At 29.6% G+C, this 13145-nt stretch carries 10 protein-coding genes and 1 riboswitch; of the genes, 9 read left to right on the top strand and 1 reads right to left on the bottom strand.

Annotation, left to right across the window (positions count from 1 at the left end; translation table 11 throughout):
- The first annotated feature begins 67 nt into the window (after positions 1 to 67).
- A riboswitch (cobalamin riboswitch) is annotated at positions 68 to 282 on the top strand.
- Positions 283 to 442: 160 nt separating this feature from the next.
- Positions 443 to 2161, top strand: a complete 1719-nt coding sequence (locus JEY78_RS14470) for a TonB-dependent siderophore receptor (protein WP_291852929.1) — start codon at positions 443 to 445, stop codon at positions 2159 to 2161.
- Between the two features lie 3 nt (positions 2162 to 2164).
- Complete coding sequence (locus JEY78_RS14465) at positions 2165 to 3232, top strand: cell surface protein (RefSeq protein ID WP_291852926.1); 1068 nt, start codon at positions 2165 to 2167, stop codon at positions 3230 to 3232.
- Between the two features lie 56 nt (positions 3233 to 3288).
- Here the strand turns inward: JEY78_RS14465 and JEY78_RS14460 are convergent, their stop codons facing one another.
- Positions 3289 to 3810, bottom strand: a complete 522-nt coding sequence (locus JEY78_RS14460; protein WP_291852923.1) for a hypothetical protein — start codon at positions 3808 to 3810, stop codon at positions 3289 to 3291.
- Between the two features lie 294 nt (positions 3811 to 4104).
- Between JEY78_RS14460 and JEY78_RS14455 the strand changes: the two genes are divergently transcribed.
- The 7 genes from JEY78_RS14455 to dnaJ all read left to right on the top strand — a co-directional run bounded on the left by JEY78_RS14455 (position 4105) and on the right by dnaJ (position 13092).
- Entirely contained in the window at positions 4105 to 5532 is a 1428-nt protein-coding gene (locus JEY78_RS14455) for an OmpP1/FadL family transporter (protein WP_291852920.1), read from the top strand.
- Between the two features lie 107 nt (positions 5533 to 5639).
- Positions 5640 to 6866 carry a hypothetical protein gene (locus JEY78_RS14450; protein WP_291852917.1) on the top strand — a complete coding sequence of 409 codons (1227 nt, stop codon included), beginning with the start codon at positions 5640 to 5642 and terminating at the stop codon, positions 6864 to 6866.
- 69 nt (positions 6867 to 6935) lie between these two features.
- A complete protein-coding gene (locus tag JEY78_RS14445; protein ID WP_291852914.1) occupies positions 6936 to 9263 on the top strand; it encodes an ATP-dependent helicase in 2328 nt (775 codons plus the stop codon).
- 66 nt (positions 9264 to 9329) lie between these two features.
- Positions 9330 to 9956: a DUF4290 domain-containing protein gene (locus JEY78_RS14440; RefSeq protein ID WP_291852911.1), complete on the top strand. Its 627-nt coding sequence runs from the start codon at positions 9330 to 9332 to the stop codon at positions 9954 to 9956.
- 21 nt (positions 9957 to 9977) lie between these two features.
- Positions 9978 to 11291: a UDP-N-acetylglucosamine 1-carboxyvinyltransferase gene (murA, locus tag JEY78_RS14435; protein ID WP_291852908.1), complete on the top strand. Its 1314-nt coding sequence runs from the start codon at positions 9978 to 9980 to the stop codon at positions 11289 to 11291.
- Between the two features lie 139 nt (positions 11292 to 11430).
- On the top strand, positions 11431 to 11958 hold the full coding sequence (locus tag JEY78_RS14430) for a nucleotide exchange factor GrpE (protein ID WP_291852905.1): 528 nt from the start codon (positions 11431 to 11433) through the stop codon (positions 11956 to 11958).
- 9 nt (positions 11959 to 11967) lie between these two features.
- Complete coding sequence (gene dnaJ, locus JEY78_RS14425) at positions 11968 to 13092, top strand: molecular chaperone DnaJ (RefSeq protein ID WP_291852901.1); 1125 nt, start codon at positions 11968 to 11970, stop codon at positions 13090 to 13092.
- Positions 13093 to 13145 lie beyond the last annotated feature (53 nt).

Genomic DNA, 13145 nt, shown 5'->3' with positions numbered 1-13145 from the left:
AAATTATATTTTTTTGCAAATGTACTATTTTTTAAAAATAATAGTACTAATTAATCTTTATTTAGTTACTTTTGCAGTTGATTATGGTTCTTACTTATATTTCGTATAAATAAGTTAAAAGGGAAGTTGGTTAAACTCCAACGCTGTTCCCGCAACTGTAAGCTTTGTCGAATAATCGATGGTTGTTATTAAACTTTGTACCACTGTTCATTTTTTTTTTTGAATGGGAAGGTGAATAACAATACGCAAGCCAGGAGACCTGCCTAATCATTAATTTAAAACTTTCGGGAGAAGGGTTGTAATTATGACAAATAAATGGTTTCTAGGTTTTTTTATAATGTTTAGTATCAATGGATACTCACAACTTGATAGTATACAATATTTAAATGTTGTAAATCTTCAAAGTATTACTTTAAATAAGCATTCTAAAGGTTTTAAAGTTATGACTTTAAACGATTCAATTTTGATAAATAATGTAGAGTCTTTTTCATCATTATTACGTTTTAATTCTCCAATTTATATTAAGGAATATGGCGCCGGAGGTACCAGTTCAGTGAGCTTTAGAGGAACAAATGCATCAAATACCGCAGTGGTATGGAATGGAATAAATATAAATTCAATTAATAGTGGACAGTCCGAATTTAATTCAATAAATGTCAGTTTATTTGAATCTATAGATATTAGAAGTGGAGGAGGAAGTATAGAATTTGGTTCAGGTGCAGTAGGAGGAACAATTCATTTAAATAACCAATTGACTTTTGGAAATCACTTTGAAAACCAGGTAAATAGTTCTGTTGGAAGTTATAATACATTTCATAATTTATACAAATTATCTTACGGAAATGATAAAGTTTCATTAAGAATTGGCGCAGCATATAACCAATCTGACAATGATTATAAATGGCTGGGTTACAATTTAAAAAATGAAAATGGAAACTATAAAAACACCAATTTAAGTTTGGGGTTTGCGTATAAAATTGGAAAGTTTAGTAAAGTAAGTTTTTATTCATCTAATTATAACGGAAGTCGAAATTTTTCAGGTGAGCTACCAAATCCATTATCAGCAAAGGAAAAATATAAAGATTTGTCTTTCAGAAATTTAATTGATTTTAATTATTATAAAAATCAATTTAATCAAATTTTAAGTTTGGCATATTTAACCCAAGAATATCAATATTTTAATGATAAGAATACTTCAAATTATAATTTTGGTAAATCTGAACGATTAATTTCAAAATATACGGTTAACTATAAGATTTCTGGAAAATCTAATATTCAAAGCTTTTCTGAGTACGAGTCAACAATAGGGTATACCGATGAAATGGATAAGCAAAACAGAAAACAATTTTCTCAATCCTTTATATATAGTCAACAATTTAAAAATAAAATTGATTTTAATGCGAAGGTTCGGAAAGATTTTAATTCAGATTACACAGTGCCTTTGGTTGTTGCTTTTGGAGCCGATCTTAAACCAATAAAAAATATTCTTGTTAGATTAAATGGTTCAACCAATTATAAAGTGCCTAGTTACAATGATTTATATTGGCCAACTTTAGGAAATGAAGACTTAATTCCAGAATCATCAGAACAAGGAGAAATGGGTATTGCATTTAAAAACAAGCAATTAAAACTTGATGTAGGAGGTTTTTATATTAATTCTAAAGATAAAATTGTTTGGACACCAAACGGAGACCCTAATAGACCTGGTGTTTGGGTACCAATAAATATTGATCACGTAATTAATAAAGGTTTAGAATTAAAAATGGAATTTAAAATTAATGTTATAGAACATAAATTTAGGTTTAATGCTAACTATAGCTATACAATTTCCGAAAATCAAAAAACAAATGAAATGGTTCCATTTGTACCTAAACACTTATTTAATGGAAATTTAGGGTATTCATATAAAAAAACATCGTTGTTTTATCAGCATTTATTTAATGGTAAAATATTTACAACAACAGATAATTCTAATGATTATTCAGTTCCTTATTTTATTATTGGAAATATTGGAGGTTCATATAATTTGATAAAAAACACTAAAAACCAATTAGACTTGGGACTAAAAATTAATAATTTATTTAATGAAGTTTACCAAGTATTACCCGGCAGACCAATGCCAAATAGAACATTAAATTTTAACATAAACTATAAATTTTAAATTATGAAAATCAGTAAATTTTTGCTTAATATTTTTTTATTAAGCGTTTTGTTTGTCTCATGTAATAATGATGAACCTCAATTACCTAAAGGAGATTATGAAAACGGTATTTTAGTTAGCGGAGAAGGTTCTGGAGCTGGTTATGGGTCGGTTTATTTCTATTCCAATGATTTTTTAACAACTGAAAGTCAAATTTTTAAAAAGGTAAATAACAGTGATTTAGGAACTTTTTTACAATCTTTAGCTTTTGATGATACAAGAACTTTTATTGTGGTTGATAATCAAAATACAATAACTGTTGCAGACAGATACACATTTGAAAAATTAGGAGTTATTACAACCGGTTTGGTATTACCAAGGTATATGACGATTTATAATGGGGTTGGTTACGTTACTAACTGGGGAAATGCATCTGATGATTCTGATGATTTTATTGCTGTTGTAGATTTAAATACGTACGAAGTTATTAATACAATACCAGTTGGAAACGGTCCTGAAAGAATTATTGCAGAAAATGGGAAGTTATATGTTTCTCATAAAGGTGCTTGGAGTACTAATAACATTGTAAGTGTAATTACTATTGCTACTGATGCAGTTATGGAAATTACGGTAAATGATAATCCTGATGAATTATTTATTGATAATGCTGGAAATTTAGTTGTTTTATGCGAAGGCCTTACATTGTCATACAATGCCGATTGGACTCCAAACGAAAAAACACCTGTATCTATCACTAAAATCAATACCAACTCTAACGAAATTTCTGCTGAATTAACTTTTGGAGGTGGTCAATATCCTTCTAATTTAACTTATGATGGAAATGATTACTACTATAATTTAGGAAGTAAAATTTATAGTATAAATGACTCTTCAACAACTTTATCAGTTTCAGAATTAATTGATACTGCAGCTGGAAATCTTTATGAAATTGCAGTTAAAGACGGAAATTTATACGCTCTTGATGCAAGTTACACTGCAGAAAGCAACTTAAATATTTATAGTTTAACTAGTAAAACAATGATTCACACATTTAAAGCACCTATAGGAGCTTCAAAAATATATTTTAATTAAGATCATATAACAACATATGAAAAAAAGGTGGTAATTTTAAATTGCTGCCTTTTTTTTTATATAAAATCTCTTACTTCTTCTTTTATAAAAGATAAGGCAGCAGTTGAAGGAGATGACGAGTTTAATACCATTTTCAAAATCTCCTCTCGTAATTGTTGTGCAGTTCTAATAGTTTCATTATCAGAACTTTTTTTAATAATATGAACGGTTGCATTTTTTGAAGCCACAATAACACTCCAACATTTTTCTGAAATATATATTTGCTGAGATATATTGTGTTCAAATTCCTGTTCAATAGTATTAATTAAACTTGTTGCATATGCTTTTTTGTCATCATTTATAGATGTAATTCTAAGTAACAAATTGGAAGGATTCATGCGTTCTAAAAATAAAGTCATTCTTTCATAAGCTTGTAGTCTAACAGGTAGGGCTTGTTTTCTATTTGCTTTAACCATAGATAATTTCATTTTAACTTCTTCACTTTTAGTGTGTGTTAAAAAAAAATAATACGCAACGGCTCCAGTAACTATTGCTGGAAGTGTAAAACTTAGTAATTCTAAAATTTGATCTAATTTCATATGTATGTATTGAGAAAATCAAATTTATCAATTTTAATACAACATTCATAAATTATTCGAATAAAACCATTTTTGCTAAATTGGTTTTATTAATTGCTATTATTTTTTTTAAAATTCTTTTTGAAGTATCTAGTAACAATTGTTACAATGATGTGGAAATTTAATGATAATTGTCATTAATTATGATTTGTAAAGGCTCTAATTTTGCTATCAATAAGCAATTTTACTACTAAAATATATATATGTAAATATTGTTACAATTCAAACAAACATCAATTAAACTAAATTTATATTATGAGAAATTTATTAAAATTTGTAGTACTATTATTTTCTACAGCCATTTTTGCACAAGCAGGACATATTATGCAAGGTGTAGGAGCTGTAAATATGTCTATGGGAGGAGCAGCAACTGCACAACCTTTAGATATAAGTGGAGCCTTACAATGGAACCCAGCAGCAATTTCTGTATTTGATAATAAAATAGTAGATTTTAATATTGGAGCTTTCTTTTCTTCTCCAGAATTAAGTTCAAGTATTCCTGCAGGGATGATGTGGCCAGCTGACGCATTTGGCCCTGGTTCTCCAGCATCTCCAGCTGTTTCTGGAATTACAAAAGATGATAGAGGAGTATCACCAATGCCTGCTTTAGCTATGGTTTGGGGTAAAGAAGATAGTAAACATACATTTGGAGCTTCAGCATTTGGAATTAGTGGTTTTGGAGTTACATTTCCTCAAGAAACTAGCTTGCCTATGGATGTTAATAATAACCCAAATCCTTCTTGGAATCCCAATGATTCAAACCCTATTAGTTTTCCACAAAACATGAATGGTTTTGGTCATTTAGAATCGGATTATATGCTATTACAAATTGGTTTAGCTTGGTCTTATGAAGTTACTGATAATTTTTCTATAGGTATTCAGCCAACTGTAAATTATGCAGCATTAGAATTAGCTCCAAACCCAATTTCACCTCCTGATTTTCCAGTGGCTATGGGTGGAACAGGAAAAGGATACCCAACTTCAGATAAAGCTTCAGCTATTGGTTATGGAGCACAATTTGGTGTTTTTTATAATTCACCTAGTGGTATAAAACTTGGAGCTTCATATAAAACGGCTCAAAAATTTAATGATTTAGAATTTAAAAACACGTATTTAGACGGGTCAGCTGCTCCTGATGTAGCATTTAATATGGATTACCCAGCTATTTTATCTTTTGGTTTAGGGTATTCAACAAAAGTTGTTGATTTAGCTTTAGATTTTAGACAAGTTGATTATGAAAATACAGCTGGTTTTGAAGCTAGTGGATGGCAAATGGCAAGCAATGGTTATCCTACTGGAGCTGTAAATGGATTTGGATGGAAAAATATTCAAATTTTATCTGCTGGAATTCAGTATAAAGGAATTGAAAAATTGCCTTTAAGAATTGGTTATACTTATAGTAGTAACCCAATTGATGAAGAATTAGCGTTTTTCTCTTTACCAGCAACAGCAGTGATTAAACATGCATTTCAATTTGGATTTAGTTACCCAATGACAGATAATTTAATGTTAAATGGTGTTTATCATCATGGTGAAAGTGGTGGTAAAACAGAGGGTACAATGTTAAATCCAATGGCTATTTCTCCAACGAATCCTTTGGGAGCAGTTCCTGGAACTAAAGTTGGTTATGAAATGACAACGGATATGATTATGTTAGGTGTTTCTTACACTTTTTCAAAATAAAAAAAATAATTTATAAAAAAGCGACTTCAGTTTGAAGTCGCTTTTTTTTTGTGATTCACTTAAATATTATAGATTTTCTTGTTTATTTGTAGAATTAAAATAATAAGATGCTTCAAAAGTTAATTTCAAAAAATATTTTTATAATAGCAATTTCATTGTTTGTATTATCAGCGTTTTTGGGTTTGTTAATTAGATGGAATTTTGTATTTCCTTCGCAATTAATTTCCTATAAAAATTTTGTGCAAGGTCATTCTCATGTTGCATTTTTAGGTTGGGGATATTTAGCTGTAATTGGAGCAATTTTAAAGTTCTTTATTTCAAATGAAAATAGGAGTAAACCTATTTATAAAACAACTCTTTTAATAATTATATTAAGCGTTTTTTTAATGCTTTTTAGTTTCCCTATAAGTGGCTATAAAGTACTTTCAATTGTATTATTAACTGTTTTTGGAATTACTTCTTACGTGTTGTCATTTAACTTGTTAAGTGATTTGAATGGTGGAAATACTTCAAATAAATTATTACGATTTGGTATTTATTACTACTTATTGTCAAGTTTAGCCACTTGGTTTTTAGTATTTGTAATTATTAAGATTGGAAAATCGGATTTATATTATAACACCATATATTTTTATTTACATTTTTTATACAATGGTTTTTTTGTTTTTGCACTTTTCGGTTTGTTATTTAAGGTTTTTGAAAATCAACAAATATTAATTTCAGAAAAATATAAGAAACTATTTTTTATCTATTTAAATGTTGCGTGTATTCCTGCGTATTTTTTATCCATTTTATGGAGCTCAAATTCTTCAGTCTTTTACATTTTTGGCTTTGCAGCTGCATTTTTACAATTGATTTCCTTATTATTTTTATTTAAAATTCTTCAACAAGTTTTTTTGACTTTAAAATGGAATGTACTTTCAAAAGTTTTATTGAAATTTTTAATTATAGCTTATAGTTTAAAGGTTCTAAGTCAATTTTTGTCAGCATTTCCATATGTTGTTCAAAAATCTTTGGCCTTAAAACCGTTTTTTATAATTGGATATTTGCATTTATTTACATTGGCTTTCATGAGTGTTTTTATAATATTGATATTGAGTATGATAGGGAAGATATTTATGGAAAATACTATATCAAAAATTGGAATTTCTACATTTTTATGCGGCATTATTTTAACAGAATTTTTATTGTTTGGTGAAGGATTTTTAATTTTAATAAAACTTAAACCAATTTCAAATTATAATTTGTGGCTTTTAGCTTGTAGTGGTATTTTGTTTTTGGGAATATTTTTAGTATTTATAACACAACTATTAAAACCAAAAATAGTTATATAATAGTATTGTCAATAACTTTTATTGTCAAACTTAATTTTGAATAGTACTTTTGAACCTTAAAGAATTCCTGTGAATAAATACATACAAGAACTTAACGAATCTCAGAAAGCAGCAGTTTTACACAAAGAAGGCCCAATGATTATTATTGCTGGTGCAGGTTCCGGTAAAACAAGAGTTTTAACCTATAGAATTGCACATTTAATGAATCAGAATGTTGATTCATTTAATATTTTGGCATTAACATTTACCAATAAAGCTGCACGAGAAATGAAAGAGAGAATTGCCAGCGTTGTTGGTACTTCGGAAGCTAAAAACTTATGGATGGGAACTTTTCACTCTGTTTTTGCTCGTATTTTACGTTCAGAAGCAGATCATATTGGTTTTCCTCAGAATTTCACAATTTACGATACACAAGATGCCGTTCGTTTGATTACGTCAATAATTAAAGAAATGGAGCTGGACAAGGAAAAATATAAACCAAAGCAGATTTTGGCACGTATTTCTTCTTTTAAAAATAGTTTAATTACGGTTAGAGCATATTTTGGAAATCCAGATTTGATTGAAGCTGATAAAATGGCACAACGCCCAAAAGTTGGTGAAATTTATCATCATTATGTAGAACGTTGTTTTAGAGCTGGCGCCATGGATTTTGATGATTTATTGTTAAGAACCAATGAGTTACTAACTCGTTTTCCGCAAGTTTTAGCTAAATATCAAAGCCGTTTTAAATATATATTGGTTGATGAGTACCAAGATACAAATCATTCGCAATATTTAATTGTGAAAGCCTTGGCAGACAGATTTCAAAATATTTGTGTTGTTGGAGATGATTCGCAAAGTATTTATGCGTTTAGAGGCGCAAATATTCAAAATATTTTAAACTTTCAACGTGATTATGATAATGTTCAAATTTTTAAATTAGAACAAAATTATAGATCTTCAAAAAATATTGTTGAAGCTGCAAATAGTGTGATTGAAAAAAATAGAACCAAGTTAGATAAGGAAATTTGGACGGAGAATGAAGAAGGGTCAAAAGTAAAAGTAAAGCAAACTGTAAATGAAGTTACCGAAGGAAGATTTGTAGCCGATTCTATTTTTGATCATAAAATGAATGATCAATTACAAAATTCTGCTTTTGCTATTTTATATAGAACAAATGCCCAATCTAGAGCTTTAGAAGATGCGCTGCGTGAAAAAGATATTGACTATGTTATCTATGGTGGAATTTCATTTTACCAACGTAAAGAAATAAAAGATGTTGTTGCGTATTTACGTGTTTTAATTAACCCAAATGATGAAGAAGCTTTAAAGCGAATTATAAATTATCCTGCAAGAGGAATAGGAGCAACTACTATTGATAAATTAGCCGTTGCAGCCAATCATTATAAAAAATCAATTTTTGAAATTTTAGAAAATTTAGACCAGCACGATTTAAATTTTAATGCAGGAACAAGAACAAAATTGCTCAATTTTGTGACTATGATTCAACATTTTCAAATTGAAGCTCAAACCAAAAACGCCTTTGAAGTGGCAGAATTTGTAATAAAGCAAGTACGTTTTATAAAAGATTTAGAGCAAGATGGCACTCCAGAAGGTGTAAGTAAGGTAGAAAATGTTCAAGAAATATTAAACAAAGTAAAAAACTTTACCGAAGAGCAAAAAGAGAAATTGGAAGATGATTCTTTATCACATTTTTTAGAAACTGCTGCGTTAGAAACCAGTAGCGATGTTGCTACAAAAGATGACAAACCAAGAGTTTCTTTAATGACCATTCACTTAGCAAAAGGGTTAGAATTTCCATACGTTTATATTGTTGGATTGGAGGAAAATTTATTTCCTTCAGCAATGAGTATGACTACAAGAAGTGAGTTAGAAGAAGAGCGTAGATTGTTTTACGTTGCGCTAACAAGAGCAGAAAAACAAGCCTATTTATGTCACGCTCAAATGCGTTATAGATGGGGGAAATTAGTGGATTGTGAACCAAGCCGATTTTTAGAGGAAATTGACGAAAAATACATTGAAAACTTAACCATTGTTAATCATAGACCGGTTCAAAATAAATTTATAAATGAAGATATTTTTGGGAGTGTTCCGCAAGATAGAATTCGTTTTAAAAAACCAATACAAAGAACACCACAAAAACCAACTTCAGTTCAAAAAGTTGAATTTCAACCACCCAAGAACTTAAAAAAAGTAGTAAAAACTACTAGCAATCCAGTCAACCTATTTGATTCAAATATTTCAATTGGAGCCATTGTTTCTCATACTAAATTTGGAAAAGGAGAGGTTTTAAGTTTAGAAGGTTCAGGAGCAAATCAAAAGGCAGAAATAAGATTTGCATCTGTAGGTGTTAAAAAATTATTATTGCAATTTGCTAAATTGACAATAATTAGCTAAATAATTACATTGTAAAACCAATTTATATATTGTAATTTGCAATATTAAAATAAGAAGTAAAGAAATATGGAATTTGATTTAGAATATAATGCGGAAAGACCACATTTAATAATCCCAGAATACGGAAGGCATATACAAAAATTAGTAGATCATTGTATTGCTTTAGAAGATGTTGAGGAGCGTAACAAAATGGCAAAAGCCATTGTACATGTTATGGGAAATTTACAGCCACATTTAAGAGATGTACCAGATTTTAAACATAAACTTTGGGACCAGTTATTTATAATGTCTGATTTTAAATTAGATGTTGAATCCCCTTATGAAAAGCCAGAAAGAGAAGTTTTGCAGGCAAAACCAGACCGTTTAGCGTATCCAAATTACGAATCTAAATACCGTTTTTACGGGAATAACATTCAAACAATGATTGATACAGCTTTAACATGGGAAGAAGGTGAAGCCAGAACAGCATTGTATTTTGCAATTGCAAATCACATGAAAAAATGCTATTTAAATTGGAATAAGGATACTGTTGATGATGAAGTAATTTTTAAGCATTTAAAAGATCTTTCAAACGGTAAAATTGATTTGGATACGCGTAATGAAAATCTTTCTGAAGTAAAAGATTTAATGCGTAAAAGAAAACCAAATACAAATACTAAAAAAAACAATAACCGTCCAAAGAAAAAGCAATAATCATTTAAAATTTAATTAGTAATGTCAACATTTGTTATAGAAGGAGGTCATAAATTACATGGAAGTATAACACCTCAAGGAGCTAAAAATGAAGCGCTTCAAGTAATTTGTAGTGTTATTTTAACCCCAGAAAAGGTTACAATTAGCAATGTTCCAGATATTATTGATGTTAATAAACTTATTTTTATTTTAGGGGAATTAGGCGTTAAAGTAAACAAGTTAAATGCTGATACTTATGAGTTTCAAGCTGATGAAATTGATTTAGAATATTTAGAATCTGATAAATTTAAAAAAGACGGAAGTTCTTTAAGAGGTTCAATTATGATTGTTGGCCCGCTTTTAGCACGTTTTGGAAAAGGTTATATTCCACGTCCTGGAGGAGATAAAATAGGAAGAAGAAGGTTAGATACTCATTTTGAAGGGTTTATAAATCTTGGAGCTAAGTTTAGATATAATACCGATGAGAAATTTTACGGTGTTGAAGCTGAATATTTAACAGGAACAGATATGTTGTTGGAAGAAGCTTCAGTAACTGGAACTGCAAATATTGTAATGGCAGCTGTTTTAGCTAGAGGAATCACCACCATTTATAATGCAGCTTGTGAGCCATATATCCAACAATTATGCAAAATGTTGAATAGTATGGGCGCTAAAATTACTGGAGTTGGATCTAATTTATTAAAAATTGAAGGTGTTAAAAACTTAGGAGGTTGTTCTCATAGAATTTTACCTGATATGATTGAAATTGGTAGCTGGATTGGAATGGCAGCTATGACCAAATCTTCAATTACTATTAAAGATGTAAGTTGGGAAAATCTAGGTTTAATACCGCGGGTTTTTCAAAAATTAGGAATTAATTTAGAAAAAAGAGGCGATGATATTTTTATTCCTGCACAAGAAAATTATGAAATTCAGAATTTTATTGATGGTTCAATTTTAACCATCTCAGATGCTCCTTGGCCAGGTTTTACTCCAGATTTATTGAGTATCATTTTAGTGGTTGCAACACAAGCTAAAGGAAGTGTTCTTATTCATCAAAAAATGTTTGAAAGTCGATTGTTTTTTGTTGATAAATTAATTGATATGGGCGCAAAAGTAATACTTTGTGATCCTCATAGAGCAACTGTTATTGGAATGAATCATGAGTCAAGTTTAAAAGCTACTGTAATGACTTCACCTGATATTAGAGCTGGAATTTCACTTTTAATAGCAGCATTATCTGCAACCGGTACAAGCACAATTCATAATATTGAACAAATAGATCGCGGATATCAAAATATTGATGAAAGATTACGTGCTATTGGTGCCAAAATAACAAGAGTTGCCGCAAATTAAACTTCATTATAGAAATCAATTCTAATTTAGGAAAAATTAAATTTAAAATTTATTAAAAAACTAAATGTCATATTGGCATAAAATCAATATTGGCAGTACTTTTGTAATAGATTACTAAGAAAATTTTTAAGCAATTAATATGAGCAAAAAGAAAGATACAAAGGCAGAAAAAGAAATAACTGAAAATGATGAAATTCAGCCTGAAGTTCAAGAAATAAGCGTTGAAGACAAGCTAAAGAAAGAAGTAAGTCAAGAAAAAGATAAATTTTTAAGATTATTTGCTGAATTTGAAAATTATAAAAAAAGAACATCAAAAGAAAGAATTGAATTATTTAAAACTGCCAATGAGGAATTAATGACAGTTTTATTGCCAATTTTAGATGATTTTGACAGAGGTTTGGCCGAGTTAAAGAAATCTAATGAGGATGCTGCGCTTGTTGGTATGGAATTAATTAATAATAAACTTAGAAATTCATTATCTCAAAAAGGACTAACATCTATAACTGTGAATGCTGGTGATGTTTTTGATGTTGAATTACACGAAGCAATTACACAAATTCCTGCACCATCAGAAGAATTAAAAGGTAAAATAATTGATATAGTGGAGCAAGGTTATAAATTAGGCGATAAAATAATAAGATATCCTAGAGTAGTAGTAGGACAATAATTTAATAAAATGAAGAAAGATTATTACGAAATATTAGGTATTGCAAAAAATGCTACACCAACAGATATAAAGAAAGCGTACAGAAAAATGGCTATAAAGTATCACCCAGATAAAAATCCAGGTGATAAACAGGCTGAAGAAAATTTTAAAGAGGCAGCTGCAGCATATGAAATTTTGAGTGACGAAAACAAAAAAGCTAGATATGACCAATATGGTCACGCAGCCTTTGAAGGAGGTCAAGGAGGATTTGGCGATGGAGGAATGAATATGGATGATATCTTTAGTCAATTTGGAGATATTTTTGGAGGCGCATTTGGCGGTGGCGGATTTGGTGGCTTTAGTGGCGGATCTAGAGGAAGAGCAAGAGTAAAAGGTAGTAATTTACGAATTAGAGTAAAATTAACACTGGAAGAAATTGCAAATGGAGTTGAAAAGAAAGTAAAAGTTAGAAGGAAAGTTTTAGCAGAAGGAGTTACTTTTAAAACATGTACTACCTGTAATGGAAGTGGTCAAGTAATGAGAGTTACCAATACTATTTTGGGTAGAATGCAAACAGCATCAACATGTCCATCATGTCAAGGTGCTGGAGAAATTTTAGATAAAAGTTCTAAAAACGCTGATGCTAGCGGTTTAGAGTTTAAAGAAGAAACAGTTTCTATTAAAATTCCTGCCGGTGTTACAGAAGGTGTGCAATTAAAAGTAAATGGAAAAGGAAATGCGGCCCCGGGGAATAATTCAATAGATGGAGATTTAATTGTAGTTATTGAAGAGCAGGTTCATGAAAGTTTAAAGCGAGAAGGAACCAATTTACATTTTGATTTATACATTAATTTTTCTGAAGCAGTTTTAGGAGCTAGTAAAAACATTGATACTGTTACTGGAAAAGTAAAAATAAAGATTGAACCAGGCACTCAATCTGGAAAAATATTAAGACTAAGAGGAAAAGGATTGCCAAGTATTGATCATTATGGAAATGGAGACTTATTAGTTCATACAAATGTTTGGACACCTCAGAGTTTAAATAAAGAACAAAAGAAGTTTTTTGAACAAATGGAAAATGACGAAAACTTTAAACCAAACCCTTCTAAATTTGATAAATCATTTTTCGAAAAGGTGAAAGATATGTTTTCGTAAAAAACAAAATATTTTATTTCTTTTTAATAAAAAATAAATTATATTTGAAGTGT

The sequence above is a fragment of the Lutibacter sp. genome (assembly GCF_016342705.1).
GTDB lineage: Bacteria > Bacteroidota > Bacteroidia > Flavobacteriales > Flavobacteriaceae > Lutibacter.
This window is presented reverse-complemented; position numbering and strand designations above follow the sequence as displayed.

What these genes read in the sequence shown, in the direction of transcription:
- JEY78_RS14470 (WP_291852929.1), top strand. Translation starts at nt 443, where the DNA reads ATGACTTTAAACGATTCAATTTTGATAAATAATGTAGAGTCTTTTTCA.
- JEY78_RS14465 (WP_291852926.1), top strand. Translation starts at nt 2,165, where the DNA reads ATGAAAATCAGTAAATTTTTGCTTAATATTTTTTTATTAAGCGTTTTG.
- JEY78_RS14460 (WP_291852923.1), bottom strand. Translation starts at nt 3,810, where the DNA reads ATGAAATTAGATCAAATTTTAGAATTACTAAGTTTTACACTTCCAGCA.
- JEY78_RS14455 (WP_291852920.1), top strand. Translation starts at nt 4,105, where the DNA reads ATGAGAAATTTATTAAAATTTGTAGTACTATTATTTTCTACAGCCATT.
- JEY78_RS14450 (WP_291852917.1), top strand. Translation starts at nt 5,640, where the DNA reads ATGCTTCAAAAGTTAATTTCAAAAAATATTTTTATAATAGCAATTTCA.
- JEY78_RS14440 (WP_291852911.1), top strand. Translation starts at nt 9,330, where the DNA reads ATGGAATTTGATTTAGAATATAATGCGGAAAGACCACATTTAATAATC.
- murA (WP_291852908.1), top strand. Translation starts at nt 9,978, where the DNA reads ATGTCAACATTTGTTATAGAAGGAGGTCATAAATTACATGGAAGTATA.
- JEY78_RS14430 (WP_291852905.1), top strand. Translation starts at nt 11,431, where the DNA reads ATGAGCAAAAAGAAAGATACAAAGGCAGAAAAAGAAATAACTGAAAAT.
- dnaJ (WP_291852901.1), top strand. Translation starts at nt 11,968, where the DNA reads ATGAAGAAAGATTATTACGAAATATTAGGTATTGCAAAAAATGCTACA.